We start from the raw sequence: 26,728 nt of genomic DNA, 5'->3' as shown, positions 1-26,728 counted from the left end.
GGCTAACAGACGCAGCGAGCAATCGTCAGCTGGGTGCGAACGGCGCAGAGGAATCAGAAGGTACGGTGGCCATGCCGATTCCGTGCACCAGTCGCCGCGCACGCCTGGCGGTTGCGTCGTTGTTTTGATCGCTGCTCTCAGTGAGGCGATGCCGGCGTGCGTGGTGGCGTGGTGGTTGCCATGTCGCTCGCGCTGATGCGATAAGGCGCCATTGCTAAATGCGGTGGCAATGCCGCAGTGTTGTCGCCCTGTGAGCCTTTGCTTTTACTTCCCGCCGCGCATCGCGTCACGACTGCGGACGACGTTGATCACCTCCCGACCATCGACGCGCAGTACCTGCGAACAGGTCAGGCGCTTGCCGGATTTCTGGCAACAACGCTTACGCCCGCGATTCAACGCGGGCGTTGCGCGGCCAGCCGCCCCAGCTGCCGCATGGCGCGGTCCAGTGCCTCGCTCCACGGCTGGCCGCAGGTCAGGCGCAGATGGTCGGCGTAGTCGCCGCGGCTGGAATACGCCTGGCCAGGTGATGTGCCGATGCCCTTGGCCAGCGCGGCTTCGAACAGCGTCTGGCCGCTGCCGCCATCGGGCAATTGCAGCCACAGCGACAATCCACCTGCTGGCTCGCCGATGCGCGTGCCGGATGGCCAGTACCGCACGATCGCATCGCGCAGGCGTTGACCGTTGTCGGCCAGCGTGCGGCGCAGCTTGCGCAGATGCCGCTCCAGATCGTGTTGCGCCAGGTAATCGGCCAGGGCCAGCTGCGGCAGGCTCGCGTTGCCGACGGTGGAGAAATACTTGGCGCGCACCAGCGCGTCGGTCCAAGGCCCACCGAGCAGCCAGCCCACCCGCAGGCCGGGCGACAACACCTTGGAAAACGAACCGCAGGTGATGACGTTGGCGTGCGTGTCGAACTGCCGCAGCGGGCGTGAGCGCTGACCAGACCAGGCCAGCTCGCCGTAGATATCGTCTTCAATCACCACCGTGCCATGCCGTGCGCAACTGTCCACCACAGCGCGCTTGGCGTGATCGGGGGTGAGGCTGCCCAGCGGATTGTTGAAGTTGGGCACCAGGATCGCGGCGCGCGCCGGCGTGCGTTGCAGCAGTGCATCCAGATGCGCGGCGTCAATGCCTTGCCCTGCACGGTTGGGAACTTCCAGCACCTTCAGGCGCAGCGCGGCGACCGCTTGCAGGATGCCATGGTAGGTGGGCGTCTCCACCACCACCACATCGCCTGGCGTGGTGATGGTGCGTAACGCCAGGCTGATTGCCTCCATCGCGCCAGCGGTGATCACCACTTCGTCTGCGTCCACGTTGGTGCCGCATTGCGCATACCGCAGCGCGATCTGCCGACGCAGCGCGGCGTGGCCCTGTGGAGGTGCATAGTCCAGTGCCGCGGTGCGCTGGCGGCGTAGCTGGCGCGACATCGCTGCAGCCAGGTGTGCGCCGGGTAGTAGCGCGGGCGCAGGCGTCGCCAGGTGCAGCGGCACCAGGTCGGTACGTGCGAGCAGGTCGAACACGCCCTGCAGGGCGGGATTGGCGATGACGCCCGGCGCACGCCGGCGCGGCGTGGGCGTGGCGGCCGGCAGTGGCGCGGCAGCGGCGCGCACAAAATAGCCGGAACGTGGCCGCGCCTGGACGCGGCCCTCGCGTTCCAGTTGCAGGCAAGCCTGCACGGCGGTGGCGGGGCTGATGCCATGGCTGGCGGCCAGCTGGCGGATGGAAGGCAGGCGTTCGCCGGCGCGCAGGGTGCCGCGCTCGATCTGGTGCCGCAGCTGTGTGGCCAGCGATTCGTAAAGCAGCATGGGTGCGGTGCCCGCATCTGTATTGGTCTGTTTGTAGCGTATCTGAATCTGTCCTGGTCGCGCATCGCGCCGCAGACTGGCCGTGCCGGGCGACCCGCGCGGCCCGGTCTTCTGGCGAGGTTGCAACGTGCTGCTTTCCCTGTTCGTGGTCGATGCGTTTACGTGTGTGCGTTTCAAGGGCAACCCTGCGGCGGTGGTGCCGTTGCAGGCATGGTTACCGGTGCCGGTGATGCAGGCGATCGCTGCCGAAAACAATCTGTCCGAAACAGCGTTCTTTGTGCGCGATCACGCTGGCGTCTTCGACATCCGTTGGTTCTCGCCGTTGAAGGAAGTCTGCTTCTGCGGCCATGCGACGCTGGCAAGTGCGTACGTCATTGCGCGCCAGCAGCTGGCACCGTTTCCGTTGCGGCTGCGCGCCCCGGCGGTCGGTGAGATCGGTGTGGAGCAGGTGGACGAAGCCACGTTCGAGATGCGTTTTCCCAATCAGCTGCCGACCCTGGTCACGCAGGTCCCGGCGCCACTGCTGGCCGCGTTGTCGATCGCACCGCAGGCGGTGTATGCCAACGCACAGGCCTACATCGCGGTGTACGCGGACGAGCAGCAGGTGCGTGCCGTGGTGCCCGACCTGGCGCAGATGCTGGCATTGGCACCACGCGATGTGGCCATCACCGCACCGGGAGCCACGCATGACCTGGTGTCGCGCTATTTCTGGCCGGCCAATGGCGGAGCGGAGGACCCTGTGACCGGTTCGATCCATGCAGCGCTGGCACCGTTGTGGGCACGCACGCTTGGAAAGACCGATCTGCGCGCGCTGCAGGCCTCGGCACGTGGCGGTGAGTTGGCATGCCGTGTCACACCGGCGCATGTCTACGTACGTGGCAGCGCCGTGCAGTATCTGCGTGGGGAGATCACGCTATGAGCGTTGCGGCTGCACCACCACCGGCGGCGGCGTCGCGCCGCGCAATCTGGCAGCTGCTGTTGGCCGAAGTGTTGATCGGCTCGGTTGGCGTCTTCGTGCATGAAAGCGGCCAGGACCCGGTGACGGCGGTGTTCTACCGCTGCCTGTTTGGCGCACTGTTTCTCACTGTGTGCGGGGTGCTTGGTGGGCACTTGCGCGGGCTATGGCGCGAGCGCCGCCTGTTACGCGATGCGGCCATCAGCGGCGTGCTGCTGGTGTTGAACTGGGTGGCGCTGTTTGCCGGCATGGCGCGCTCGTCGATCGGCGTGGCCACCATGGTGTATCACGTGTTTCCGTTCGTGATGCTGATCCTGGCGGCGGTGGTGCAGGGCGAACGCACGCGTCGCGCCGATCTGGGCTGGACGCTGCTCGCCTTCATCGGGGTGGCGTGTTCGGCAGACCCATTGCGGTTGTGGCAGTCCGCCGACCGCAGCTATCTGCTGGGCATCGGGCTGACGCTGCTGGCGGCACTGCTCTGTGGCACTTCGCTACTGATGTCCCGACGCATCGGCCGTGAGCGGCCGATGGCAGTGGTCACCGTGCAATGCTGGGTCGGGACAGTGCTGCTTGTGGGGTTTTCCAGCAGCGCTGCGCTGCATCCGGGCCTGCATTGGGCCTGGCTGGTGGGCCTGGGCGTGATCCACAGCGGCATTGTCTACGTGCTGTTCTATTCGTCGTACCGCCATCTGCATGTGGCCACCATTGCGGTGCTGGCCTTCGTGTATCCACTGGTGACGCTGCTGCTGGATTACCTGCTGTACGGCCATGCGCTGGCGCCGGTGCAATGGCTGGGCCTGGGCCTGATCGTCTGCGGCACGCTGGCGGTGAATCTGAAATGGCGCTGGCCGCGGTGGGCAACTGGCAAGGCAGTGCTGCAGCGATAACGCGCGCTGGCGATGACGAGTAGTCAGTCATCCCGCTCGTATGCTGGAGAGGAATGCGATCTGCGGCGTGCGTAGTCAGCGCGGCAGTGTCTTGAAGCCGTACCGGTTTGCGCAACACGATCGTTCGCGCAAACCGGCACGGCATCTGCGCGTCAACGCACGTCGCGCAGTTCCCAGTGATGGCCGGCCAGGGCCTGCATGCGCTGCTTGAGCAAGTCGCCGGGGATGCTGGTGGTGGCCACCAGGTCGATGCGCAGGTCGCCCTGCTTGCCGGTCACGGTGGCCGCCGGGTCGGTGACGCCCAGGCTGGGGTCCACCTCGTCCGGGTCGGCCTGCAGCTGGCGCCAGCGGTCGAACCAGGCCGGGTCGCGCAGGGCAGCCTGCAACTGTTCGGCAAAGGCCTCCGCACCGTTGGCGCTGAAGCTCACCGCCGGCGCGCTGCCGCGGGCGAGCTTGGGGTCGGGCAGGCTGATCGAATAGCTGACAGGCATGGGCACACACTCGGATGACAGGTGCCGGGCACCTTATGCCAGCAGCGGTGAGTGCGTCGTCGAGGCCTGCTGCCGTGTGCTGGCGTGCAGGCGCACGTCTATGCCGAGAAGCTGTGCGGCTCGGCGGCGAAGGCCACCGCCAACGCGCCCTTGCCGACGTTGACCATGCCGGTCAGGCTCATCACGCTTTCGAACAGCTCCACGCCCTGCGTCTGGCAGGCGGCCTGCAACGCGGCATAGCCCGGCAACGCGTGCAGTTCGGCAAGTTCGCCGCCATAGCCCACGCACACGGTGGGCGTCATCAGCCCCTCGCGGAGCTTGCGCACAGTGAAGGCGAACAGCTTTTCGGCCGAGGGCTCGAAGCCCTTGAGCTTGGCCACCGGTTCGGTGACGCCACGGTAGGCGCGCAGCACCGGTTTGATGTCCAGCGCGCTGCCCAGCGCGGCGCCGATCAGGCCCACGCTGCGATCGCCCTTGGTGCGCGCACGCGCACGCAGGTAGTAGAGATCGCGCGGAATCATGTAGCCATATGTGTGCTCGGCCAATTGCTCGAGCCGGGCGCGGATCGGCGCCACGCCCAGGCCTTGCGCGCGCAGGCGTACCGCTTCCACCGCGGTGATGCCCTGGCCTGCGAACAGGTTCAGCGTGTCGATCACCCGCAGCGCGAACGGCGAGGTGTGCCCGGCCGCCTGCCGCACCGGCTTGTAGTCGTTGAGAATCGCAAAGCTCGCCTGGGTGGCGTTGTCGAAGATCTGGCTGCGCAGCTTGGAGATGGTCAGGCAGAACACGTGGTCGTAATCGATGACCAGCCGCTGCAGGAACAGGTCGCGGATCTGGTTGACCGAAAACGGCGTGGTCTCCGCCTCATGGCCGCGCTCGGCCACGTGCGCATGCAGGAAGCTCAAGGTGGCTTCCTCATCGCGATGGTCGGCCAGCACGGCTTCGCCGATACGCACGCTGATCGGCAGCACGATGACGTTGTTGCGTTGGATGAAGTCCTGCGGCAAGTCGCACGCACTATCCACCACGATTCCGATGCGCATCGTCGCCCCCTCCGGCTGTTGCGTCGTCTCTGGATGTGAACGCTATCGCAAATCGGGCGCGAGGCGAAGGGCATTGGTCGGAAGGCGTGCGGAGACGGGCTTGGCGGCAGCGTCGCCGGGGTCTGCCGGATGGCCCGGGCACGCTGCGCGCAGCACCTGTCCAGGCAGGTCACTGCACGGCGCCAGTGCGCCGTCGCGCGATGTGGCAACGCAGCAATCGCGCTCACCAAGGCCGCCGCCACCTGACCGGGATGCAGTGGCGTGGCAGCACGCCGACGACGAACTGAGGACGGGCGCACGCCCCGATTGCCGGGTAGCGCCCGCTATCGTGCGGGCACCTGCAGGCCCCCAGGTTTCGCTATAGCTCCTGGCGACGCGGCGCTGTTAGGGTCCCGCTGCGATCGCTGCCAGGCAGCGGTCCCGACGCCGCAACGGTGGCGTCGCGCGCTGAATCCAAGGGAGACACCACATGCAGCAGACTCAACATCGCATCCTCGACCAGGCCACTGCGCAGGCGCCCACCACAAGGCGGCGTGCCTCGCGCTGGTGGAAGGCCGCCCTGACCCTCGGGCTGGTGGCACTGGCGCCGGTCGCGCTGGCCGGGCCGTACAAGATCTTCGGCAACCACTACGCGTGGGTGAACAACTTCAACGATCCCAACAACATCATCCAGGGCACGTTCGGCACCGGCAGCACGCCGGAGCTCACCGTCACCTTCAACTTCGCCGACTACAACCTCTACGGGTATCCGGCAATCGTGCGCGGCTGGCATTACGACTGGAACCCCACCAGCGACACGCTGTTTCCGAAGCAGATCTCCTCGATCAGCTCGATCCCGATGAAGTTCAGCTACAGCGCCGGCGGCACCAACCTTGCGGGCGATTTCGCCTACGACATCTTCTTCCGCTGGGATACCGCCAAAGGCAATCCGCAGCTGGAAGTGATGATCTGGGGCGAGCACAACTCCTGGCCGATCGGCACGCTGACCGCCAGCAAGGTGATCACCGCTGGCGGGCGCACCTTTGATCTGTGGGAAGGCTTCAACTCCGGTGCGGGCTATTACGTCTACACCTTCATCCCGACCGGAACCGCAGGGCAGGCCACGCTGAAGACCAGCGGCAGCCTCAACGTGGATGCCAAGCCGTTCCTCAACTGGTTGCAGACCAACCGCTCGAAGGATGGCCGCTACAACAACAGCATGTATCTGCATGCGGCCGAAGCCGGTTTCGAAGTGGTGCGCGGCAACGGCTGGGCCAAGGTCAGCGCCACGATGGACGCCAAGTAACAGCGGCGATCAGCGCGGCTGCGCGGCCACGGCTGGCGTTGTCGGTGCTGGCCCCGGTCGGCCTTGATCACCGCCTAGCCGGCGCGATGATCAAAACGCGTTACACCAGTAGAGGTGTAACGCGTTTCTTCGTGCGCGCACATCTGGTGCTGAGCGCGAAATGCGAAGGGATGCGCGATGTTTTCTCTCGCTGTTGGCTTCGGATATTGCGTAACGGCTTCGTTAACCGGTGTATCGCCCAAGAGCGCATGTGCAGAAGTAGGCGCGTTGTCCGTCCATCACTGGAGTCCACATGCAAACGTCCACACACGCAGTGCGTTTCGCCCCCTCATGGCTTGCAGGCAGTGTCGTTGCCGCACTTCTGCTTGCCGCCGGTACTGCCATCGCCTACACCGGGCAGACCAAGGTATACGGCACGCAATACGCCTATAACAACAATTTCAACGACAGCAATAACGCCATCACCGCGACATTCGGTAGCGGCAGCACGCCCAGCATGACGGTGTCCTACAGCCTGCCCAGTGGGCAGCTTTACGGCTACCCAGCCATCTGCCGCGGCTGGCATTACACGATGAACCCGGCCACCGACAGCTTCTTTCCGCATCAGGTATCGGCGATCAAGACATTGAGCGGCGCGGTGGCCTTCACCACCAAGGGCAGTGGGCAAACCGGCGATTTCGCCTATGACTTGTTCTTCCGCAAGGACGCAAGCAAGGGCACGCCGCAGCTGGAAGTGATGATCTGGGGTGCCAACAACTCCTATCCCCTGGGTACGTTGAGCGTGCCCAACGCGATCAGCTCCGGCGGTGTCAGCTACGACCTGTGGCAAGGCAATAACGATGCTGCGGGCTATTACGTCTACACCTTCATTCCGCATGGCACGGCAGGCAACAGCAATCCGCTGCCAACCAGTGGCAACCTCAACGCCAACATCAAGGCGTTTCTCGACAGGTTGCAGACCTTGCGCAGTGGCGATGGCCGCTACAGCAATGCCTTGTATCTGCAAGTGGTGGAGGGTGGCTTCGAGGTGACCGGTGGTACCGGGAGCGTGTCGTTGAGCGGCGGCATCACCGCCAATTGATGCTATGCGCCGCACACCACGCGTTCTTGCGTGTGGTGTGCGGGCACCCGGACGTGGCGTGATTACGGTGCGACCAGCTGCACGCTGTCGTAGACGATGGCCGGGCTGAGGAAGCCATTGTCCGGCGACCCCGAGGCCAGGCTGATGGCGATCCGGTTGCTGCCGGCCTGCAGCGCCGTCGCTGGGATATCCACTTCATACAGCGTGTTGTTGCCGCGTGTGGTGCCACGGGTGATGCCGCGCGTCTTGGGTTGATTCGGTGCAGCGGGGACGGGGCCGTTCCAGCGTGCGTTGACGGTGATCTGCGGGCGCGCACTGACCTGCGCCAACGGCACGAAGATGCGCAGGCGATAGCTGCGCACTTCGCTGCTGCTCAAGCTAAACACGATCTGCGTGGGCGTGTTGATCCCGCGCCACTGCACCGCCGGAAAGCTGCCCACGCTGCTTGATCCCACCGTGTAGGTGACCGGTGCCCAGCGCATGCGCGCATCGGACGGATGCGCGCGCGGCAGCAGGTCCGCGTACTGGAAGCCGCCGGGCGTGCCATCGGGAACGCCGATCTGCCACTTCACCGCGCCGGGCAAGCTCACCGCCTGCAGCGCGGCCTGTGCGGTGGCGCCGGCAAACACCTCGACATCGCGTTGCGCCACCTCCAGCTCGTGTTGATACAGCGTCATGCGGTAGCGGCCCGGGCGTACGCCGCTGATCTGGTAGTCGCCGCTGCCAGTGGCCGTGGCCCAGTATTGCGCCTGAGCGTTGCGCAAGCCGACCACTGCCGGCTGCCCCGCCAGCACGCCGCTCACGCGCCCGGCAAGCGTGCCGCGCCCGTCCGCGGCCAGGTAGCCGCTCACGCCCAGGCTGGCATCGATGAAGTCGGTGCTGGTCTGTGCTGAGGAAGGCGCACCGCCGTCGGTGAACAACAGGCCGTACACGCCGTGCAATCCGCCGCGGAAGGCTTCGGTCTGGGTGTGGTCCGAATACATGTAGTTGTACAACTCATGGGTGACGCGGGTTTTCTGTGTGGCGATGTCCTTGAAGAACGGCCCGCCCGCACTGCGCTCGCGATTGCCCATCAGCATGAACACCGCCACGCCATTGCCGCTCACGCCGTGCAACGGGTCTTCGAGCATGCGCCGGGCCGAGTAGAACTTGGAGCTGGTCCGCCCATCCGGCAGCAGGAACACGTCTTCGCCTTCAATCGCAGTGCCGACGCTGGAATCCGGTTCCTGCAACGCGTTCGGCAGCTTGGCCACGTTCAAGCGGGCGATGAAGCGCAGCTCGCCCACCGGTAGCAAGCTGGGCGCGGAGGTGGCCATGTAGATCGCATTCCGGCCCTTGCGCGCGATGTAGTACTGGGTGAGGTCGCCGGCCTTGGCCGTGACCACGATGGCGCCGCCCACCACGCGCGCCTCCACGCTGGCGGTGCCTAGCCCGGAGGCGATATGCGAGCCCTTGGATTCGGTGGTCTGCAGTTCGTTGCCGCGGTAGCGCATCGACACGAGATCGCCGTTGCTGGCGTTGACCGAAAACAGCAGCTCGGCGCCGGTATCCACCACGATGCGATCGCCACTACGGGTGATGCCGAAGGCGGCGGATGCGGGCACGACGACGCCGGCGTAGAGCACAAGCGCACAGGCCAGCGTGCGCAGCGGGATGCGATGCATGTCGATCTCCGTAACGAGCAAGCGCGGTGCGCCGATGCGCGATGCTAGGCGGGCGCGGCTGCAGCGGCGATAACCGCAGCCCAGGAGCGTGCGCTGGGTTCACGCCCGGTACGCGAAGCGCAGTGCAGGTCACGCTCGCGGTGCGACCGGCATGCGTCGCCGCTGATGCGCGGCCCCGCCGGCTGCGCAAACCGGCGGTGACGGCTACGGCAATGGCGGCGGTGTGGCGGCCTGGCGTTTGGCATCGCTCGCCGCCTGGATGGCGCGCATCCACTGGTCGCGTTTGCCAAGCACGAAGCGATGCTCGCTGCCATCGGCCAGCTGCACCGCCAGCGAATTGGGTGCCAGCGGCAGCAGGCCGAGCAGGCGCGTCCAGCACAACTGCAGCGATGCGATCTGCAGCAGCATGATGGTCAGCGACTGGGTCTGGATATTGAAGGCATGCGGCTGGAAGTGCAGCGCATCGGCGGTCAGGATCAGCCGCCCGCCCACCGTTTCCAGGCCGCGTTGCAGATTGGCGGGCGCCTGTTGCAGGACACGCTGTTGAATCGACCCCGTCGTGCTGCCCTGGAACATGTCATTGCTCCGTGGGTGCGCCCGCGCAATCACGACGTGGCTGCCATTGCCAGCGGCCGGCCTGCTCGACCAGGCGCACCTGCCACTGCTGCGTCTCATCGCTCAGGCAGGTGGCGGTGGCCTGCAGCTGCTGCGCGGTGCTCCACTGCGGTGCGTCCAGCGTGGCGATGATGCCGGGCTCGACAGCGTCGTCACTGAGCAAGGCATTGGTCGTGGACGCAAGCTGCTTTCCGCCGATGCTCAGCACCTGCCACTCCTCGCCATCCATGCCATCGGGCTGCGCGGTGGCCAGATAGCGGTTACGGTCCGGCGCGATCACCACGCGCAGGCCGCCCGGCGTCTGCGTGCCGGTGCGTGCGTCGATCAAAGTACCGGCGAAGGTGCCGCCGTCGCGATGCTGCAGCAGCAGGTAGCCATCGCGCCGATCACAAAAGCGGTAGTCCTCGCCGTCCAGCGGTTCATCGAAGGGCGCGGTGTCGGCAAAGACCTGCACGCCGGCCGGTGTGGTGACCTGCAGGCGATGCGCGGACACCCGTTGCACCATGCCGCCACCGCGTGCGGCGATGGTACTGGCTTCCTGCGCGGGGTCGTCGCCTTCCGCGCAGCCCAGCGTGAGCGATGCGCCTTCGACTGGCGTTGCTGGCGCGGCTGGTGCGGCTGGTGTTGCCGGCGCATTGATCGCCGGTGTGGTCGGCGTCGCGGCCGACGGCGATGGCGATGGCGCGGGAGCAGGCGCGGGCGCACGCTCACAGCCGGCCAGCGCAAGCAGCGTGCAGAGGGCGGTGATGCGTGTCAGCGCCGTGGTCATCGAACCGGCCATTCGTGTCTCCAGAAAAAGTGGCTCACTGCTGCGCTACATGATGCGATGCACGCATGACACGGCGACGCAGCAGCGCGTCGCACCCGTAGGCAAGCAGCCCGCCGATCAGATACATCACCAGGTCGTGCAGCGTGGCGGTGTTGCCAAGTGCGATGTAGGCGGCGCTGCCGGGGCGCAGATCGAGCCGGTCCGCCAGGTGCACGGCCTGCAGCCCTTCGATCAGCAGGCCGATGGCAATTGCCAGCATGCAGGCCCACCGCGGCGGGCAGGCGAACACACCGCGCAGGCCGCAATACACCAACGCCACCGCCAACACATCGCCCAGGCTGCCGCGCACCCATGGCCCGCCGATCCAGCCGGCGGCGATGGCCACTTCGATCAAGAAGATGGCCGCCGCGATGAGCAGGTACGCGGCGCGGGTCCGTCGCGGCATGTTGCTCATCGGGCGGTCGCTGCGGCGCGTTTGCGGCCCATGGTGAAGCTGGTGCTGAGCGGAATGCTGACGCCACGCAGGCGGTCATTGACGATGACCTGTACCTGCCAGCGGCCCGGCGGGTCGTCGGCTTCGGCCTCCACATGCAGGCTAGCCTGGGCCATGTACACATTGCGTGGGTCGCCGCTGAGTTCCCCCTGCAGGCAGGGCGTATCTGTCGTGTCCTGCACGAAGTGCCCGGTCGGGTCGATGATGCGGATATTGCACACCACGTCGGTATGCCGGCGCGCATCCAGGCCCGGGTTGGAGAGCAGGATCAGCATGAACAACACCTCGCCGGTGGCGAGGTGATCCACTTCGTTGAAGTGCGGCGTGGTGTCGCTGGGCGTATTCCATTTCTGTTGCCAGTCCGCGTCGGGGGTCAGTAACAGGCTAGCGCCCAGGTCCTGCACCGCCTTGCGGCTGGCGGAGTTGGGAATCGGTTGGCCTCGCGTATCGATCCAGCCGGATTGGGCGCTGGCCAGCAGCGGCAGCAGCAGCAACGACAACAGCAGTGTGCGCATCAGGCGCATGGGCAATCCTTTGCGATGAGGTGTCGCAGGCGTGTCGCCTGCGACGGTGGAGTGCATTGCGATGCTTGCAGTGCAGTGCAGTGCAGTGCAGTGCGCGGCGCTGCAATGCGGCGCTTACAACGTGCTGCGACCACTGTCAGCGGCGCAGCCGTCTGCGCCGCGCAGCTCAGCGTTGGTAGGCGCGTGGCAACGGGCCGGCCTGCTGCAGATAGCGGTCGCGCAGATCGGTCTGGCGCGAGCGCATCGGCATGTCGCGCCCGCCCATCCAGACCTGTTCGGCGTAATGCGCCACATCCAGCGGGTCGCCGTCCCACAGCACCAGGTCGGCCTGCTTGCCCACCGCAATGCTGCCGATGCGATCGCCCACGCCAAAGATTTCCGCCGGCACGCGGGTTAGCCCAGCCAGGCCGGATTCCCATGGCAGGCCATTGGCCACGGCATTACCGGCCAGCTGACGCAGCTTGCGCGCGTTGTGCGAGGCATCGCCGCTCTGGGTGAAGCTCACCTCCACGCCGGCCGCGCGCAGGCGTGCGGCGTTTTCCAGCGTGGCGCCAATCTGGTCGAAGGTGGACGGCAGATCCGCCAACGCATCCACCAGCACCGGCACCTTGGCCTGCGCCAGCTGCGGGGCGAGCTTCCATGCTTCGGTACCGCCGGCAATGGCAATGCGCACCTTCTCGCGCTGCGCCCAACGCAGCAATTGGCGGATGTCCGCAGCCCGTTCCACCTGCACCACGATGCGGCCCCGGCCGGCCAGGTAGTTGGCCAGCACGCTGCGGCCAACCGGGGTGAGCAAGGCATGCGGCGAGTCTGCCGGCACGCGCCCGCGTGCTTCGGCCACCAGTTGATCGAGCAGCATCCACTGCGCGGCGCGCGAGCTGCCGGTCAGGTCCGACGCGGCCGCACCCAGACGAACGAACAGGGCATGCGGGCCGACCGGATCCGGGCCGCCATCCAGGCGCACGATGCCGCCTTGGCCGGCGATGAACGCGCCGCTGGTGGTCGCCCCGAGCGCGGTGAAGCCGATGCCTTCCACGCGTGCCACCGGGATCAGCACCGAGTCCGGGTTGTAGGCCAGGGTGACGTCGAATTCCGGGCGCATCGGCTGCTCGGTCAGCTTGACGCCGCTGTCCACGGTGGCGGCTTCGCCGGACACTTCTTCGATACCGATCTCGGTGATGCCGCCGAACAGGGCCGGCGTCAGCGGGCGGCCCTTGGCCTCCACCACGCGGCCATCGGCGGGCACGGCCAGGCCAGTGCCGATGGCGCGAATCACGCCGCCCTGCACCAGTACATCGGTATTGCGCAACGTGCCCTGGCTGGTGGCGGTATGCACGGTGGCGCCGCGGATCAGCACCTGCTGCGCAACCGCCGGCAATGCCAGCGCAGCCAGTACCACGGCGGACAACGCACGCAGGCGCGGGCGGCGGAACATGGCGCGGCTCATCGTGCCACCTCCTGGCCCAGCATGAAGTCGGAGACCGGTTGCAACCTGCGGTCGTGGCGGTCGTACACCTGCGCGCCGTCGATATACACCTGCTCGGCCAGTGCGTAGGAACTGAAGGGGTTGCCGTTCCACACCACCATATCGCCCATCTTGCCCGGCTCCAGCGCACCGGTCTGTTGCTCGATGCCCAGCGCCTTGGCGGCGTTGCTGGTGAGCCAGCGGATGGCGCGTTCGGGCGGAATCTCCATGCCGGCGCGGCGCGCGTTGGCAATCACCTTGGCCGCTTCCTGATTGAGCCGCTGAATGCCTTCTTCCGAATCCGAATGCACGATGGCGCAGCTGTTGGCCGGGCGATCGACGATGGCGATGTTTTCCTGGATGCCGTCGAAGGCTTCCATCTTGAAGCCCCACCAGTCGGCCCACAGCGCGCCGCAGACGTTTTCCTGCGCCAACCGGTCGGCCAGCTTGTAGGCTTCCACGCCGTGATGGAACGCGGCGATGTGGAAGCCAAATTCCTTGGCCAGATCCAGCATGGTGGCCATTTCATCGGCGCGGTAGCAGTGGATGTGCACGCGGATGTCGCCGTTGATGGCACCGGCCAGCGTGTCCAGCTTGAGATCGCGCTTGCCACCGGCATCGCCGCTGCTGTCGTTGTCGCCGCCGCCGCTCCACCAGTGGCGCTTCTTCTCGCTCTTCTTGGGCGCGTTCTTGTTCAAGTACTCGGCCGCGTCGATGAAGGCCGCGCGGTAGCCGGCGACGTTGCCCATGCGCGTGGCCGGGCCGCCTTTCTCGCCATACACGCGCTTGGGGTTTTCGCCGCAGGCCATCTTCAGGCCCCACGGCGCACCGGGGAATTTCATGCCCTGGTAGGTGGTGGCCGCCACGTTCTTGAGCGTGACGCCACGGCCACCAATCAGATTGGCCGAACCGGGCAGCACCTGCAGCGAGGTGATGCCGCCAGCCAGTGCCGTGCCGAAGCCCGGGTCCTGCGGCCACACCGAATGCTCGGCCCACACGTTGGGGGTGACCGGGGCGGTCATTTCGTTGCCGTCGCTGTGCGCGCTGACGCCCGGGCTGGGGTACACGCCCAGGTGCGAGTGCACGTCGATGATGCCCGGCGTCACCCACTTGCCGGTGCCGTCGATGCGGCGCGCGTCGGCGGGCACCTCCAGGCCACGGCCAACCGCGGCCACCTTGCCGTCGCGCAGCAGTACGTCGGCATCGTCCAGGCGCTGGCCGGTGCCGGTGAGCACGGTGGCATGCTGGATCAGCACCGGGCCAGAGGCGAGTGCGTGGTAGGTGCTGGGGTACGGGTCTTCGACAAAGCGCGACGCGGCCGCGGCGGGCCCGCACAGCACAGCCGCGCCCAGCGCGGCGAACAGGATGGAACGCATGGATTTCCCCGGTGGAACGAAAGACGTCTGCGCAAACCTAGCGGCCGGCGGCGCGCTTGCCAAGTGCTGATGGTCGCGGCGCAGCGGGCTCATCACGCCTGCAGGCGCATGCTGTGCCGTATTCATGGGGGAGAATGTCGATGATTGCCAAAACCGAACGCAACAAACAGGCCGATGTGGTGCTGGCTTTCTGGGAACTGGCCGGCGAGGCGCGCTGGTTTACCCGCAACGACGCCTTTGACGCCAACGTGCGCCAGCATTTCAGCGAACAGCATTTTGCCGCGGCTCGGGGCGAGTACGCCGATTGGATGACCCGCGCCGAAGATGCGCTGGCGTTGTTGTTGCTGCTCGACCAGATTCCGCGCAACGCGTTCCGGGGCAGTGCGCACGCCTATGCCACCGACGGCCTGGCGCTGTTCTACGCCAAGCAGGCCATTGCACGCGGCTTCGACCAGCAGGTGTCAGCGCAATTGCGCCTGTTCTTATATCTGCCATTCGAGCATGCGGAGGATCTGCAGGAGCAGGCACGCTCGGTGACATTGATCACCGCGCTCGGCGAGGCCGAGACCACGCGCTATGCGCTGGAGCACCAGCAGATCATTCAGCGCTTCGGTCGTTTCCCGCATCGCAATGCCGTGCTGGGGCGCGAAACCACTGTCGAAGAGCAGCAGTTTCTCGACGAAGGTGGGTTTGCCGGTTAGGCGGCTGATGAGTGCGGCGCGGACTGCCCCCATTGGGTATGACGGCGAGCTGGCATCTGCGCGCAGGCGCTGAAGCAGGCGCTGAAGATAGTGTTGACTGCCCGGGTCGCGTGCGTCTGGATCTGCGCGCAGCCGCATGCGTGGGCGCACGCAGTGTTGATGCGTGCGCGCCCAGCCGATTCTGAAAGATGCTGATGGCTGAGCAGATCGCGTTGTCTGCACCTCAACGCAATCGCGTGGATGGACGCACGCAGGGCTGATCTGCGCGCGTCCAAGCCAATCACGCGTTTTCATGCATCGACAGGCGCCTCCCTGTACGCGTTCGATGCCTCAGCAGCCGCCCATCAAGGTCTCGCTCTGCCAGCGGTCGCCTTCGCCCAGCAGTAGATAGAACCCGTAGGTTTCATAACCGCTGTCGGACAGCACGAAGTCCAACGTGCCGTTGCCGTCGATGTCGCCGAACTGCAGCAAGTGCGTGCTGCGTGGCAGGCCTTCGCAGTCGTCGCAGCCATTCTCGGCGTTGCCCTGGCGTAGCTGCCAGCGTTGGCCGGTGTGCTCCAGCAGGGCGAACACCGTGAGCACGCCGGTAGGGCTTTCGGTGTTGCCGGTCTGGGTGGGGTGGCTCTGGGTGAGCACGGCCACGCGGCGTTGCGGTGCGCGCGCATCGGTGAAGATCTGTAGCGACGCGGCGTCGTTGGTACGGTCTGCCGCAAATGCCGCCAACGCCTTGTTCAACGCCGCCGGCTTGACCTTCTGCCGCAGCTGCGCGCTCTCACCAAGCAGACGGAGCAGCTCGGTCTGCTCGGTGGGCGTGGCCGCGCGCGTAGCAAAGCGCTGGCCCGGGTTGAGGTCTACCGACGACAGCAAGACCGGCCTGGTCGGCGATGTCGCCCCTTTGAAGCGCAGGCGCGCGGTGCCGCCGCACATGCTGTTGTCGTCCACGCTCAATGCGGTCAGGCGCACTGCGCCGGTGGAGGCGCCTGCATCGAACAGCTGCAGCGGCTGGCCGATCAGCGAGCGCGGCATGGTGGCTTCCTGCACCACGCCACGGCCCAACCACACCGGCACATATTCGAACGGCTCATCCGCCGGCTGGGTGTCGTAGGTCTGTACCAGCATCACCGCGCGCGGCGGTGCGGCGGCGTGCGCGGCCAGCGGCAGCAGGGCGGTGAGGGCGAGGGAAAGCAATCGGCAGTGCATGCGCATCGGTGTCCTTGTGATGGGAGGCATGAAAAAACGGACGCTCCATGGGAGCGCCCGTTTGGGTGTTACGGCGGCCGTGCGTGGCCACCCGGCGTGCTCAGTACTTGGGCACGCCGTTGTCCACCGCGTCCGACCAGGCATCGATGCCGCCGGTGACGTTGTAGACGTTGGTAAAGCCCAGGCCGCGGAAATGCTCGGCCGCCTGCAGGCTGCGCCCGCCGCGGTGGCACATGAACGCCAGCGGGGTGTCCTTGGGCAGTTGCTCGATCTCCAGGCGCTCGTGTGCGTCCAGGGTGCGGAACGGCGCTGCCACCGTGGCCAGCGCACGCTCATCGGCCGGGCGCACGTCCACCAGGGTCAGGGTGCCGGCCTTGAGCCGGTCGTCGGCATCGCGCACCGACAGCTCCTGCACCGGCTTGGGCGCGTTGGGGTTGTCGATGGCCAGGCCGCGGCCACGGATGTCATCCACCCAGTCGATGATGATGCCGTCGGCGCGGCGCGCGCTGGCCAGGTCGAACTGCACGCGCAGCCCGTTGGATTCGGCGGCAATAGCATTCGGATTGGTCGGCGCCAGCTGGAAGTTCGGCTGGAAATTGGCATCGATGGCCAGCGTCAGCGAGGCATCCGGCGCATCGGCCAGTGCACCCTTGAGCATCTCGACCGCAGCCGGGGTGATGGTGATCTTAGGCGGGCTGCGGTCTGGTGCCTGCAGGCCGAGCATGCTGCTCAGCTCGCCGCTGTCGGCCATCTGCACGATGATGTCGCTGCCGCCGATCAGCTCGCCATCCACATACAGCTGCGGAATGGTCGGCCAGTCGCCGTAGGCCTTGATGCCTTCGCGGATCTCCTGGTCGGCCAGCACGTTGACGTGGGCATAGTCGATGCCCAGGCCGTCCAGCACGCCGATGGCCTTGGCCGAGAAGCCGCACTGCGGCATGCCGGGCTGGCCTTTCATGAAGAGGACCACGCGGTTGGATTGCAGCAGCGTATCGATGCGGGAACGCAGGGCGGGATCGAGGGACATGGCAGCACTTCGGTCAGATCGTGGAGGCCGACCATTCTACGCCCCGTGGCATCATGAGGCATGACCACGCTGGAAACGCTGTATCGCATCCCCTCGCGCCCGTACCGCTGGGTCGGCTGGCTGGCCGTCTCGCAGCTGGCCGTGGCGCTGCTGTGGTGGCGGCTGGGCTGGGCCTGGGGCCTGCCGGCGTTGCTGCTCTCGCATGCGTTGTTCGTTGCGCCGGTGTTCCTGCCGCGCGCACGCCTGTACGCGCCGGTGGTGTCGCGTTTGCCCGGGCAGGGGCCGCAGGTGTGGCTGACCATCGACGATGGCCCTTCCGACGACACCGTGGCCATGCTCGACCTGCTCGATGCGCACCGCGCCAGCGCCACCTTCTTCGTGGTGGGCGAACGCGCCGCGCAGCGGCCTGAACTGGTGCGCGAAATCGTGCGCCGTGGCCATGGCATCGGCAATCACAGCCACAGCCATCCGCAGGCCTGGTTCTGGGCGCTGGGCCCGCGCCGCATGGCGCGCGAGATCGGCGACGCGCAACAGGCGCTGGCGGACATCACCGGCCAGGCACCGCGGCTGTACCGCTCGGTGGTAGGCATGACCAACCCCTTCGTTGCGGCCGCGCTGCGTGAGCACGGCCTGACACGCGTGGCCTGGAGCGCACGTGGCTTCGACGGCGTGCGCTGCGAACCCGACACCACGGTGGCGCGCATCGTGCGCGACCTCTCACCGGGCGCCATCGTGCTGCTGCACGAAGGCGCCGCGCACGGCCACAACGTCACCATTCTGCGCGGCGTGCTCGAGGCGATGCAGGCGCGTGGATTGGTCGCGCGGCGCCCGGATTGACGGCGCGGCTGTGTTGCAAATCCATTCTCGCGGAACACGGCGACGCATGCACAAGGCGTGCGCAGTGCCATTCATGACATCGCTGTTCGGCCGACGTCTGATGGAGCTGAGTTTGCAGGTCACGCCATGGGGGAGGCGATCGCATGCTTCGGCAATGCATTTTCGGTAGTCAGGTCCAATGCCTAGCCGATGGCATTTGAAAATGCATCGTCCTTACGGACGCCGCCGCAGGCCGACATCCGTCGCTACGCACTGCGTCAGCACGAAAGATGCGACGAAACCGGATACGCACAAGAGTTCACCATTTTTTTTTGACAACGTGCAGCTCACCGTTCCCCGCAACGCAGCGGGGGGACCGGCAGCACCGCTCAGCGCGGCTCGGCCACGATCAGCCAGTTGTTGAATGGCGTGTTGCCGTAGAGCGGCGCAAACGTCGCGCGCAGGCCCGCGGCATCCAGCTGCGCCTGCAGGCTGTCGCGGGTGGGATAGCTGCGCGGCATGCGCTGCATCCAGCCGCTCAGGTGCGCCAGCACGTCGGTGACACGGCTGGTGCGGCCACGGCCGCTGTCATCGCCCAGCGCGCTGCGGATGACCAGTTTGGCGCCCGGGGTCAGCATCTGCGCCACGCTGTGCAACAAGCTGGCCTGCATGTCGGCCTGCAGATACTGCAGCACGTCCAGGATGGTGACGCTGCCGCTGTGTTGCGGCCACGCCACGCTCAGGTCGACCACGGCGAATTGCGTATTGCCCAACGCCGAGCGCTGCGCGATGTGCTGTGCGCGGCGGATCTTGGACGCATCCACATCCACGCCGTGATACCCCAGCGTCTGGCCATCGGCGCGCAATGCATGGGCCAGCAGCCCAAGCCCGCAGCCCAGGTCCAGCACCGGCGCGGTGGTGCTGCGTAGCTCTGCCAATACGCCGGGGTACAGCGGGTCGGTGCGCAGCTTGGCCTGCGTGTAGTAGTAGTCGTAGCGGTTACCCAACGGATGCGGCGGCAGAAACGCGCGTGCGATCGCCAGCGCCTGCGGGCGGCTCATGGGTTGGGTGGCGGTGGTGTGCAATGTCGGTCCTTGGCAGTGAGGCGTTTAACGCGGCTAGCTGAGTGCGTCGCGCGCGGCGGGCAGCGCCAGCGCAGTCCAGCGCGCATACATCGCACCGGACGGATGCAGGCCATCATCGACGAGCATGTCCGGCGCATCGCCGCCGTCGCGGCTGGTGGCGGTGATGTCGACGAAGCGCACCGCGCGTGCCGCGCAGCGTTCGGCGGCCACCGTGTTGAATGCATCGATCTGTGCGGCGATCAGGGCCGCATCGCGTCCTTGTGCGCGCGCAAATGGGGTCAGCCCCCAATCGGGAATCGACAGCACCACCACGCGTTCGGGCCGGGCATCGGCAAAGCCAATCGCGCGCTGTAGTAACTCGTCGAACTCGGCGCGGTAGGCATCCAGCGTGCGCTCGCGGTACTGATTGTTGACCCCGATCAACAGGCTCACCAGATCGAACGGGCCCTGCGGCGCGGCCGCGTCGATCCCGGCCTGCAACTCGTCGGTGGTCCAGCCGGTGGTGGCGATCAGTTGCGGCGCTGCCACCGGCCAGCCATAGGCCCGCAGGCCTTCGGCCAGTTGCTCCGGCCAGCGCTGCTCGGCGGCGACGCCCTCGCCGATGGTGTAGGAGTCGCCCAGCGCCAGATAGCGCCGCGGCAGGCCGACCGCCGCCATCACGCCACGCTGCGCGACTTGAGCGGCACGACCTTGGTCACCGCCTCTGCACGTCGCGTCAGGGCGCGATCGATGCGCGCAAACACATCGCGCATCACCGCAGCTTCGGGCATCAGCGTCACGCGGAAATGGTGGCGATACGGCACGTTGAAGCTGGAGCCCGGCACCACCAGCACGCCTTCGTCGTTCATCAGATCCAGCGCGAAGGTGTGGTCGTCGAAAGCACGCGCCGCCGGCCCCACCACTGCCGGGAACGCATACAGCGCGCCGGCCGGTGCAACCAACGACAGATGTGAGCTGGCCGCGCATGCTTCGATCACCGCGCGGCGGGTCTCGTACAGGCGTCCACCCGGCGCGCACAGCGCCGAGATGGTGTCCGGCCCGTTGACTGCCGCGTCGATTGCATACTGGCCCGGCACATTCGCGCACAGGCGCAGCGCGCCGAGCAGGTCCATGGCGTTGCGCAGATCGTTGATGCGCGATTGCTCACCGGACAACAGCGCCCAACCCACCCGCCAGCCGCAGGCGCGGTGCACCTTGCTCAGCCCGCTGAAGGTGATGCACGGGTGCTCGCCAGCCAGCGGTGCCACCGGCACAAACGCCGCACCGTCATACAGCACCTGGTCGTAGATCTCGTCCACCATCAACAGCAGGTTGTGCTTGACCGCGATGGCGACGATGCGCTCCAGCAACTCGCGCGAATAACTGGCGCCGCTGGGGTTGTTCGGATTGATCAGCACGATGGCGCGCGTGCGCGACGACACCAGTGTCTCGATTTCCACCGGGTCCGGCTGGAAGCCGTTCTCCGGCGCGCAGCGGTAATATACCGGGCGGCCGTCGTTGAGGATGGTGGCCGCCGACCACAGCGGGTAATCGGGCGAGGGCACCAGCACTTCGTCGCCGGGGTTGAGCAGGGCGCGCAGCGACAGGTCGATCAGCTCGCTGACGCCGTTGCCGATAAAGATCCGGTCCGGATGCGCATCCGGATGCTGGCGGCGCGCATACGCGGCGGCGATCGCCTCGCGCGCCTCCGGCAGGCCCTGCTGATGCGTATAGGGGTCGGTGCGGCCCATGTCGTCGGCAATCGCACGCTGCAGATGCTCCGGCGCACGGAACCCGAATGCACCGGGGTTGCCGATGTTGAGCTTGATCAGCTTGCGGCCCTGCGCCTCCAACTCCCGCGCTCGCCGCGCCAGTTCGCCCCGGATCTCGTAGCGGACTTCGGACAGGCGCTCGCGGATGGCGAGCGGCTTTTGCGGGGCGGTGGACATACGGCAGGCCGGTTGTAGGCGTGAGGCTTGGCATGGTAGCGGAAATATGACAGGCGGACATGCTTGCATTGGCAACAATGTCAAGTGCACGGCAAGCGCTCCGATCACGCTTGAATGCACAAGCGGCCCAGGTTGGACCGCTAGAATCCGCACATGAGCGACACATCCCCCAACTACCACACCCTTCAATCTATCGGCTGGCCCTGGCCTGGCCCTCCCGAGGACCCGGCCTGGCAGGCGATCTTTGCGGCGCATCCACAGGCGTTGCCGGCGCGGGTGGTGGAGCAGCACCGCACCGGTTATGTGGTGGCCGATACGCCGGAGGCCAGCCTGAAGGCCGAGTCGTTGCCGGAATGGCAGCGGCCGCGCTTTCCCAGCCATGAGCGGGCGTCGGTGGGGGATTGGGTGCTGATGGAGGGCAAGCGCATCGTGGCGTTGTTGCCGCGGCGCACCTCGATCAAGCGTGGGGCGGCTGGCGAGCATTACCACCAGCAGGTGATCGCGGCCAATATCGATACGGTGTTCATCGTGTGCGGGCTGGATGCGGACTTCAATCCACGGCGGATCGAGCGCTACCTGCTGCTGGTTGGCGGGGGCGGTGCCGAGCCGGTGGTGGTACTGACCAAGGCCGACCAGACCGAGTATGCCGACGACGCGTTGGCGGTGCTGGAAGAACTGGCCGCGCAAGACATTCCGCTGCTCACGGTCAATGCCAAGGATCCGGACAGCGTGGCGGCGTTGCGGCCGTGGCTGGGCGATGGCCGCACCGCGGTGCTGGTGGGCTCGTCCGGCGCGGGCAAGTCGACGCTGACCAACACCTTGCTCGGCACGCAGAAGATGAAGACCAACGCGGTGCGCGAGAACGATTCGCGCGGCCGCCACACCACCACGCATCGGGCGTTGATTCCGCTGCCGTCGGGTGCGTGTCTGATCGATACGCCCGGCATGCGCGAGCTCAAGCCCACCGGTGAGGAGGATCTGGCCGAAGGCGGCTTCTCCGATGTGGAAGCGTTGGCGGCGCAATGCCGCTTCAACGATTGCGCGCATATTGCCGAACCCGGTTGCGCGGTGCGTGCGGCGATCGAGGCCGATCAGCTGGACCCGGAGCGCGTGGCCAACTACATGAAGCTGCGCGTGGAAGTGGCCAGCGCGGCCGAAAAACTCGCCACCCGTGTTGCGCAGAACAATCGCGGCAAGGGCTCGGGCAAGCGGCCTGCCAGCGTCGATCGTCCCGGACGGCGCTGATGCCATCGCGCAAGGGGCCGCCGGACATCGTCCATCACGCGGCGCTGGATGCGCGTCTGGTCAAGGCGGTGCGCGGGGTCAAATTGCTCGCCTTGGCGAGCTGGCCTCGGGCCTTGCAGGAGCCCTTCCTGCAAAGCGTGGCGCGCGGGCAGCCAGAACTGCCGCAGGTGGAGTACCCGGTACTGGATTTTGGCGACACCCGGCGCGAACTGGCCGTCATTGCGAAGGCCGCCGACCCGCAGCATCCGCTCGGCGCGTATTTGATCGATTCGGCGCATAGCTGGGGGCTGGCGGCCGGGTTGCTGGAATCGCTGGGCACCGCAGCGGTCAGTGATTACTCGGCACAGCTGTTTGGCGTGCCGGACGACCCGATGCCGGGCAACGGGCCGAGCACGCGCGAGGCTGCGCGGCACTTCATCCAGATCGCGCAGGAGCTGGACCGCGAATTGCTGGCGCCGGAAGAACAGGTGCCGGTGTCGGCCACCGCGTTGCGGATGCAGTTGCAGAACGATCTGGATGCGTTTTTCGAAGGCCGCGTGATCACCGTGACGCTGGACCCGGACTTGCTGGCCAAGGCTGCAGCCGGTGCGCATCGCATCCGGCTGCGCAGTGGCGCGACCTTCAGCGATTACGACCGCGCGCAGTTGTTCCATCACGAAGCATTGGTGCACTCGCTCACGGCGCTCAACGGGCGTGCGCAGGTGCACCTGCCCAGCCTGGGGATTTCTTCGCCACGCACCACCGCCACGCAGGAAGGCCTGGCGACGTTTGCCGAGCAGATCACTGGCAGTATCGACATCGAACGCATGAAGCGCATCAGCCTGCGCATCGAAGCGATTGCGATGGCGCGCTCCGGCGCGGACTTCATCGAGATCTTTCGCTATTTCACCGAGAGCGGGCAAAGCCCGCCGGAAAGTTTTTCCTCCGCGCAGCGCGTGTTCCGCGGCGTGCCGACCAGCGGTGGTGGTGCCTTCACCAAGGACACGGTGTACCTGCGCGGGCTGGTGGCGGTGCACACGTTCTTCCGGCATGCGTTGCAGCGCGATCAGCTGCAGCGCTGCCGGTATTTGTTCGCCGGCAAGATGGCGCTGGGCGATGTGGCGCGCTTTGCGCCGCTGTTCGAAAGCGGTGTGCTGGTGGCGCCACGCTGGCTGCCGCCGTGGGTGAGCCGTGTCAGCGGGCTGGCCGGCATGCTGGCGTTCTCGTTGTTTGCCAACCGCATCCGCATGGATCAGCTGCAGCCGCCAGCGATGAATGTCTGAACCGTGTGCGCGGCGCCCACGCGCTCTACACGGCGCTGCAACGGGCTGAACCGCAGACTGGCTGCCTTGCCCGAGTCCGGGGCGATAACCCAAGGCAATCCAATGAATGTTCTGATGGTGCTCACCTCCCACGACCAGCTGGGCGATACCGGCAAGAAGACCGGCTTCTGGCTGGAAGAATTCGCCGCGCCGTACTACGTGTTCAAGGACGCAGGCGCGCAGATCACCTTGGTCTCGCCGAAGGGCGGCCAGCCGCCGCTGGACCCGAAGAGTGACGAGCCCGACGCGCAGACCGAGGCGACCAAGCGCTTCAAGCAGGATCCCGACGCCCAGCAGGCCCTGGCAAGCACGCATCGCCTGGCCGACATCAAGGCAGACGCGTTCGATGTGCTGTTTTATCCGGGTGGTCATGGCCCGCTGTGGGATCTGGCCGAAGACGCGCACTCGATCGCGCTGATCGAAGCGTTCGCCACTGCCAACAAGCCACATGGTCTGGTCTGCCACGCACCGGGCGCGCTGCGTCGGGTCAAGGGCGCAGGCGGCAAGCCGCTGGTCAATGGCCGCCGCGTCACTGGCTTCACCAATGGCGAAGAAGAGGGCGTGGGTCTGACCAAGATCGTGCCGTTCCTGGTGGAAGACGTGCTGATCGAGCTTGGTGGCCAGTATGAAAAGGGCGCCGACTGGGGCGTGCATGTGGTCACCGACGGCATGCTGGTGACTGGCCAGAATCCGGCTTCGTCCGAGAAGACTGCAGAAACGCTGTTGAGCCTGGGCAAGCGCTGAGATGCGACTGCTGGCGCGGAAACGCGCTAGTGCAGCAACTCATCTGTGCGGCGGCGCGGCCTTCGTGGTCGTCGGGTCGAGCAAATGCGATGAGAAAAAGCACGCCCTGACCGGCGTGCTTTTTTATTGCCGATGTACACGCTGCAATGCAGTGTTGGCTGAGTGCGGAACCTCATCGTACTGATGAAGCGCTGGCGTCGAGTCGGCAAGGCACTCCAGTGCCTCGCGCATCAAGCATCGACACGCGACGCGCACCACGGCCGCTACTCAGGGCGGGGGGACGTCGGCTTTGCCGAGTGCGGTCTAGATCAACCCATGATTCAACGACGCTGCAACCAGCGCACGCCATAGGCAGGAAGCAACAGCTCCGTACGCGGTTCGGGCGCATCGCCAGTGCCGTCGGTGTCCAGCACAGCCCATTGCGCATGCTCGGTTTGGGTCAGATCCACCGGCAGCGGCACCTCGCTGAAATTGTGCACCGCCAGGAAGCTGTCGCCACGCGTCAGCGCGAATAGCCGTGCATCAGCTAGGGAAATGCTTCCCAGCGATTGAGTGGCAGCCAGCGCAGGCAAGCCCGCACGCAGCCGGATCAACGCACGCAAACGCGTGTACACGGTACCTGCCAACGTGGAGGGGTCATGCCGTTGCGCGGCCAGCTCCCATGCCATCGCTGGGCGATGCAGCCAGCGTCCTTCGTGGCGCCGCTGCGCATCGTCCAGGTAGGCGTTGTCGTTGGGTAGCGCGAGTTCATCGCCCATGTAGATCAGCGGAACACCCGGCATCGCCAGCGACACGGCGTAGAGCAACACCAGGCGGTCCACCGCACGGGCGGCCGCCGCCGCATCGGCGTGTTCGTGCGCAGCCTGCACGCCCACCAATGCCGCGCTCATGCCATTGGTGCCGTGCACGCCATCGCCGCTGCTCTGGAAACTTTCGCCGCGCGCGTAACTGCCGGGCACGGCGTTGGCGTAGAACTGCGCCACCTCGCGCAGCGAGAACGGCGGTTGCGCGGCAGTGCCGGCGGCCTCGTGCTGCAACACGTTCCAGCCGATGTCGTCATGGCAGCGCACGTAGCTGAGCCAGGCGCAGTTGGGCGGCAGCGGTGGGCTGTGCGCGATCACGTCCTGCAGGATGTCGCCGCGTTGCAGGGCCAGTGCCGACCAGCCAGCCGCCATCAGCGTGCTGTGATAGGCCAGGTGACACTCGTGCCCGTGCTGCACGCCGCTGCCGAAGTAGGGCGGCAGTTCTGCCATCGGCACGATGGCTTCGGCTTTCATCACCACCGAGGGCGCCACGATGTCGGCCACGGCACGCAATGCCACCAAGATGGTGTGTGCCTCGGGCTGGTTCATGCAGTTGGTGCCCGGGCGTTTCCACAGGTACGCCGTGGAATCGAGCCGGAACGCTTCCACGCCCAGATTGGCCAGCTCCAGCATCGCCAAGGCCATCTCGCCGAACACTGCCGGGTTGCTCCAGTTCAAATCCCACTGATAGGGATAGAACGTGGTCCACATCCACTGCCGGGTCTCGTCCACCCAGGTGAAGTTGCCGGGCGCAGTCTGCGGGAACACCTGCACCAGGGTGGTGTCGTACTGGTCCGGTGCGTTGCGGTCGGCGAAGTGATGGTAGTAGTCGAGATAACGCGTATCGCCAGCGCGTGCGGCCTGTGCCCAGGCGTGGTCGTCGGCGGTGTGGTTGAGCACGAAATCCGCGCACAGGCTGATGTTGGCCGCGCGCAGGCGTGCGGTGAGTGCGACCAGATCGTCGTTGCTGCCCAGGGCCGGTTCCACCTGGCCGTAATCGCTGACCGCAAAACCGCCGTCGTTGTCGCCGGCGCGTGCGCGCAGGAATGGCAGCAGGTGCAGATACCGCACGCCCAGTTCCTGCAGATACGGAACGCGCTCGGCAACACCGCGCAGCGTGCCGGCAAAACGGTCCACGTAGGCGCTGTAGCCCAGCATGTCCTGCTGGCCGAACCAGCCCGGTGCGCGGCTGTCGTCGAGGTGCCGCAGGGCCGCTGGCCGCGCCTGCGCGACCACGCCCAGTGCACTCAGCCACTGTGGCAACCAGCTGGCGTAGTCGGCACGGGCGCCGTAGAGCGTGGACAGCGCGTCGAGCAGGCGCGGGGCATGCGTATCAAAACGCGCCAGTGTTGCTGCGGCAGTGAACGGATCCAGTGCGGCGGCAACGCGGGCGCGCAGTGCAGCGGCGTCGATGGGGGAGGAAGCGAT

General features: G+C 66.6%; 25 protein-coding genes and 1 other RNA gene. 9 read left to right on the top strand and 17 right to left on the bottom strand.

Annotation, left to right across the window (positions count from 1 at the left end):
* Positions 1–73: non-coding RNA, sX9 sRNA (locus QRM60_RS14930), on the bottom strand.
* A gap of 319 nt (positions 74–392) precedes the next feature.
* Positions 393–1,802, bottom strand: coding sequence for a PLP-dependent aminotransferase family protein (locus QRM60_RS14925; protein WP_285446482.1), 1,410 nt, complete (start codon positions 1,800–1,802; stop codon positions 393–395).
* Between the two features lie 127 nt (positions 1,803–1,929).
* Here QRM60_RS14925 and QRM60_RS14920 point away from each other — a divergent pair, with 127 nt between their 5' ends.
* Positions 1,930–2,721 carry a PhzF family phenazine biosynthesis protein gene (locus QRM60_RS14920; protein ID WP_285446481.1) on the top strand — a complete coding sequence of 264 codons (792 nt, stop codon included), beginning with the start codon at positions 1,930–1,932 and terminating at the stop codon, positions 2,719–2,721.
* On the top strand, positions 2,718–3,644 hold the full coding sequence (locus tag QRM60_RS14915) for a DMT family transporter (protein WP_285446480.1): 927 nt from the start codon (positions 2,718–2,720) through the stop codon (positions 3,642–3,644). Before QRM60_RS14920 ends, QRM60_RS14915 begins: the two co-directional genes overlap by 4 nt.
* A gap of 152 nt (positions 3,645–3,796) precedes the next feature.
* Here the strand turns inward: QRM60_RS14915 and QRM60_RS14910 are convergent, their stop codons facing one another.
* Positions 3,797–4,135: a hypothetical protein gene (locus QRM60_RS14910; RefSeq protein ID WP_016944410.1), complete on the bottom strand. Its 339-nt coding sequence runs from the start codon at positions 4,133–4,135 to the stop codon at positions 3,797–3,799.
* A gap of 98 nt (positions 4,136–4,233) precedes the next feature.
* On the bottom strand, positions 4,234–5,178 hold the full coding sequence (locus QRM60_RS14905; protein WP_011038480.1) for a DegV family protein: 945 nt from the start codon (positions 5,176–5,178) through the stop codon (positions 4,234–4,236).
* Positions 5,179–5,647: 469 nt separating this feature from the next.
* Here QRM60_RS14905 and QRM60_RS14900 point away from each other — a divergent pair, with 469 nt between their 5' ends.
* The gene (locus QRM60_RS14900) at positions 5,648–6,463 is read left to right on the top strand and encodes a cellulase (protein WP_076053826.1); all 816 of its coding nucleotides are present in this window, start codon (positions 5,648–5,650) and stop codon (positions 6,461–6,463) included.
* Positions 6,464–6,755: 292 nt separating this feature from the next.
* Positions 6,756–7,544: a cellulase gene (locus tag QRM60_RS14895; RefSeq protein WP_285446479.1), complete on the top strand. Its 789-nt coding sequence runs from the start codon at positions 6,756–6,758 to the stop codon at positions 7,542–7,544.
* Between the two features lie 62 nt (positions 7,545–7,606).
* Here the strand turns inward: QRM60_RS14895 and QRM60_RS14890 are convergent, their stop codons facing one another.
* From QRM60_RS14890 to QRM60_RS14860, 7 genes are all read right to left on the bottom strand, one after another.
* Complete coding sequence (locus tag QRM60_RS14890) at positions 7,607–9,208, bottom strand: rhamnogalacturonan lyase B N-terminal domain-containing protein (RefSeq protein ID WP_042596999.1); 1,602 nt, start codon at positions 9,206–9,208, stop codon at positions 7,607–7,609.
* 204 nt (positions 9,209–9,412) lie between these two features.
* Complete coding sequence (locus tag QRM60_RS14885) at positions 9,413–9,784, bottom strand: hypothetical protein (RefSeq protein WP_042596998.1); 372 nt, start codon at positions 9,782–9,784, stop codon at positions 9,413–9,415.
* A gap of 1 nt (position 9,785) precedes the next feature.
* On the bottom strand, positions 9,786–10,604 hold the full coding sequence (locus QRM60_RS14880; protein WP_285446478.1) for a hypothetical protein: 819 nt from the start codon (positions 10,602–10,604) through the stop codon (positions 9,786–9,788).
* A 22-nt stretch (positions 10,605–10,626) separates the two neighbouring features.
* Positions 10,627–11,046 carry a DUF2809 domain-containing protein gene (locus QRM60_RS14875; protein ID WP_285446477.1) on the bottom strand — a complete coding sequence of 140 codons (420 nt, stop codon included), beginning with the start codon at positions 11,044–11,046 and terminating at the stop codon, positions 10,627–10,629.
* Complete coding sequence (locus QRM60_RS14870) at positions 11,043–11,609, bottom strand: hypothetical protein (RefSeq protein WP_115529845.1); 567 nt, start codon at positions 11,607–11,609, stop codon at positions 11,043–11,045. The genes QRM60_RS14875 and QRM60_RS14870 overlap by 4 nt, the downstream gene beginning before the upstream one ends.
* Before the next feature lie 166 nt (positions 11,610–11,775).
* The gene (locus QRM60_RS14865; RefSeq protein ID WP_285446476.1) at positions 11,776–13,056 is read right to left on the bottom strand and encodes an amidohydrolase family protein; all 1,281 of its coding nucleotides are present in this window, start codon (positions 13,054–13,056) and stop codon (positions 11,776–11,778) included.
* Positions 13,053–14,450: an amidohydrolase gene (locus tag QRM60_RS14860; protein WP_012437413.1), complete on the bottom strand. Its 1,398-nt coding sequence runs from the start codon at positions 14,448–14,450 to the stop codon at positions 13,053–13,055. Before QRM60_RS14860 ends, QRM60_RS14865 begins: the two co-directional genes overlap by 4 nt.
* Before the next feature lie 134 nt (positions 14,451–14,584).
* Here QRM60_RS14860 and QRM60_RS14855 point away from each other — a divergent pair, with 134 nt between their 5' ends.
* Positions 14,585–15,151, top strand: a complete 567-nt coding sequence (locus tag QRM60_RS14855) for a DUF924 family protein (RefSeq protein WP_285446475.1) — start codon at positions 14,585–14,587, stop codon at positions 15,149–15,151.
* A gap of 330 nt (positions 15,152–15,481) precedes the next feature.
* On the opposite strand, the gene QRM60_RS14850 is transcribed toward QRM60_RS14855, so the two are convergent.
* Positions 15,482–16,351 (bottom strand): hypothetical protein, encoded by an 870-nt coding sequence (locus QRM60_RS14850; protein WP_285446474.1) that lies wholly within the window; start codon positions 16,349–16,351, stop codon positions 15,482–15,484.
* Positions 16,352–16,451: 100 nt separating this feature from the next.
* Positions 16,452–17,378 carry a Grx4 family monothiol glutaredoxin gene (gene grxD, locus QRM60_RS14845; RefSeq protein WP_285446473.1) on the bottom strand — a complete coding sequence of 309 codons (927 nt, stop codon included), beginning with the start codon at positions 17,376–17,378 and terminating at the stop codon, positions 16,452–16,454.
* Positions 17,379–17,438: 60 nt separating this feature from the next.
* Here grxD and QRM60_RS14840 point away from each other — a divergent pair, with 60 nt between their 5' ends.
* A complete protein-coding gene (locus QRM60_RS14840) occupies positions 17,439–18,215 on the top strand; it encodes a polysaccharide deacetylase family protein (RefSeq protein WP_076053841.1) in 777 nt (258 codons plus the stop codon).
* A gap of 368 nt (positions 18,216–18,583) precedes the next feature.
* Here QRM60_RS14840 and QRM60_RS14835 read toward each other — a convergent pair whose 3' ends face one another.
* Genes QRM60_RS14835 through QRM60_RS14825 form a run of 3 tightly spaced genes read right to left on the bottom strand, consistent with a single transcriptional unit; the run spans position 18,584 to position 21,207 of the window.
* On the bottom strand, positions 18,584–19,255 hold the full coding sequence (locus QRM60_RS14835) for a methyltransferase (protein WP_042596987.1): 672 nt from the start codon (positions 19,253–19,255) through the stop codon (positions 18,584–18,586).
* A 57-nt stretch (positions 19,256–19,312) separates the two neighbouring features.
* A complete protein-coding gene (locus tag QRM60_RS14830) occupies positions 19,313–19,936 on the bottom strand; it encodes an SGNH/GDSL hydrolase family protein (RefSeq protein WP_115571854.1) in 624 nt (207 codons plus the stop codon).
* On the bottom strand, positions 19,936–21,207 hold the full coding sequence (locus QRM60_RS14825; protein ID WP_011038462.1) for a pyridoxal phosphate-dependent aminotransferase: 1,272 nt from the start codon (positions 21,205–21,207) through the stop codon (positions 19,936–19,938). Before QRM60_RS14825 ends, QRM60_RS14830 begins: the two co-directional genes overlap by 1 nt.
* Before the next feature lie 153 nt (positions 21,208–21,360).
* Between QRM60_RS14825 and rsgA the strand changes: the two genes are divergently transcribed.
* The 3 genes from rsgA (at position 21,361) to QRM60_RS14810 (ending at position 24,497) form a co-directional block, all read left to right on the top strand.
* On the top strand, positions 21,361–22,452 hold the full coding sequence (rsgA, locus tag QRM60_RS14820; protein ID WP_274400193.1) for a ribosome small subunit-dependent GTPase A: 1,092 nt from the start codon (positions 21,361–21,363) through the stop codon (positions 22,450–22,452).
* Entirely contained in the window at positions 22,452–23,714 is a 1,263-nt protein-coding gene (locus QRM60_RS14815) for a flavohemoglobin expression-modulating QEGLA motif protein (RefSeq protein ID WP_119960235.1), read from the top strand. Before rsgA ends, QRM60_RS14815 begins: the two co-directional genes overlap by 1 nt.
* Before the next feature lie 102 nt (positions 23,715–23,816).
* Entirely contained in the window at positions 23,817–24,497 is a 681-nt protein-coding gene (locus tag QRM60_RS14810; protein WP_285446472.1) for a type 1 glutamine amidotransferase domain-containing protein, read from the top strand.
* Positions 24,498–24,817: 320 nt separating this feature from the next.
* Here QRM60_RS14810 and QRM60_RS14805 read toward each other — a convergent pair whose 3' ends face one another.
* Positions 24,818–26,728, bottom strand: a complete 1,911-nt coding sequence (locus QRM60_RS14805) for an alpha-amylase family protein (RefSeq protein ID WP_285446524.1) — start codon at positions 26,726–26,728, stop codon at positions 24,818–24,820.

It is taken from the genome of Xanthomonas sp. fls2-241-TYG-148 (assembly GCF_030208815.1).
Lineage (GTDB): Bacteria > Pseudomonadota > Gammaproteobacteria > Xanthomonadales > Xanthomonadaceae > Xanthomonas > Xanthomonas campestris.
This window is presented reverse-complemented; position numbering and strand designations above follow the sequence as displayed.

What these genes read in the sequence shown, in the direction of transcription:
- QRM60_RS14925 (WP_285446482.1), bottom strand. Translation starts at nt 1,802, where the DNA reads ATGCTGCTTTACGAATCGCTGGCCACACAGCTGCGGCACCAGATCGAG.
- QRM60_RS14915 (WP_285446480.1), top strand. Translation starts at nt 2,718, where the DNA reads ATGAGCGTTGCGGCTGCACCACCACCGGCGGCGGCGTCGCGCCGCGCA.
- QRM60_RS14910 (WP_016944410.1), bottom strand. Translation starts at nt 4,135, where the DNA reads ATGCCTGTCAGCTATTCGATCAGCCTGCCCGACCCCAAGCTCGCCCGC.
- QRM60_RS14905 (WP_011038480.1), bottom strand. Translation starts at nt 5,178, where the DNA reads ATGCGCATCGGAATCGTGGTGGATAGTGCGTGCGACTTGCCGCAGGAC.
- QRM60_RS14900 (WP_076053826.1), top strand. Translation starts at nt 5,648, where the DNA reads ATGCAGCAGACTCAACATCGCATCCTCGACCAGGCCACTGCGCAGGCG.
- QRM60_RS14895 (WP_285446479.1), top strand. Translation starts at nt 6,756, where the DNA reads ATGCAAACGTCCACACACGCAGTGCGTTTCGCCCCCTCATGGCTTGCA.
- QRM60_RS14890 (WP_042596999.1), bottom strand. Translation starts at nt 9,208, where the DNA reads ATGCATCGCATCCCGCTGCGCACGCTGGCCTGTGCGCTTGTGCTCTAC.
- QRM60_RS14885 (WP_042596998.1), bottom strand. Translation starts at nt 9,784, where the DNA reads ATGTTCCAGGGCAGCACGACGGGGTCGATTCAACAGCGTGTCCTGCAA.
- QRM60_RS14880 (WP_285446478.1), bottom strand. Translation starts at nt 10,604, where the DNA reads ATGGCCGGTTCGATGACCACGGCGCTGACACGCATCACCGCCCTCTGC.
- QRM60_RS14875 (WP_285446477.1), bottom strand. Translation starts at nt 11,046, where the DNA reads ATGAGCAACATGCCGCGACGGACCCGCGCCGCGTACCTGCTCATCGCG.
- QRM60_RS14870 (WP_115529845.1), bottom strand. Translation starts at nt 11,609, where the DNA reads ATGCGCCTGATGCGCACACTGCTGTTGTCGTTGCTGCTGCTGCCGCTG.
- QRM60_RS14865 (WP_285446476.1), bottom strand. Translation starts at nt 13,056, where the DNA reads ATGAGCCGCGCCATGTTCCGCCGCCCGCGCCTGCGTGCGTTGTCCGCC.
- QRM60_RS14860 (WP_012437413.1), bottom strand. Translation starts at nt 14,450, where the DNA reads ATGCGTTCCATCCTGTTCGCCGCGCTGGGCGCGGCTGTGCTGTGCGGG.
- QRM60_RS14855 (WP_285446475.1), top strand. Translation starts at nt 14,585, where the DNA reads ATGTCGATGATTGCCAAAACCGAACGCAACAAACAGGCCGATGTGGTG.
- QRM60_RS14850 (WP_285446474.1), bottom strand. Translation starts at nt 16,351, where the DNA reads ATGCACTGCCGATTGCTTTCCCTCGCCCTCACCGCCCTGCTGCCGCTG.
- grxD (WP_285446473.1), bottom strand. Translation starts at nt 17,378, where the DNA reads ATGTCCCTCGATCCCGCCCTGCGTTCCCGCATCGATACGCTGCTGCAA.
- QRM60_RS14840 (WP_076053841.1), top strand. Translation starts at nt 17,439, where the DNA reads ATGACCACGCTGGAAACGCTGTATCGCATCCCCTCGCGCCCGTACCGC.
- QRM60_RS14835 (WP_042596987.1), bottom strand. Translation starts at nt 19,255, where the DNA reads ATGAGCCGCCCGCAGGCGCTGGCGATCGCACGCGCGTTTCTGCCGCCG.
- QRM60_RS14830 (WP_115571854.1), bottom strand. Translation starts at nt 19,936, where the DNA reads ATGGCGGCGGTCGGCCTGCCGCGGCGCTATCTGGCGCTGGGCGACTCC.
- QRM60_RS14825 (WP_011038462.1), bottom strand. Translation starts at nt 21,207, where the DNA reads ATGTCCACCGCCCCGCAAAAGCCGCTCGCCATCCGCGAGCGCCTGTCC.
- rsgA (WP_274400193.1), top strand. Translation starts at nt 21,361, where the DNA reads ATGAGCGACACATCCCCCAACTACCACACCCTTCAATCTATCGGCTGG.
- QRM60_RS14815 (WP_119960235.1), top strand. Translation starts at nt 22,452, where the DNA reads ATGCCATCGCGCAAGGGGCCGCCGGACATCGTCCATCACGCGGCGCTG.
- QRM60_RS14810 (WP_285446472.1), top strand. Translation starts at nt 23,817, where the DNA reads ATGAATGTTCTGATGGTGCTCACCTCCCACGACCAGCTGGGCGATACC.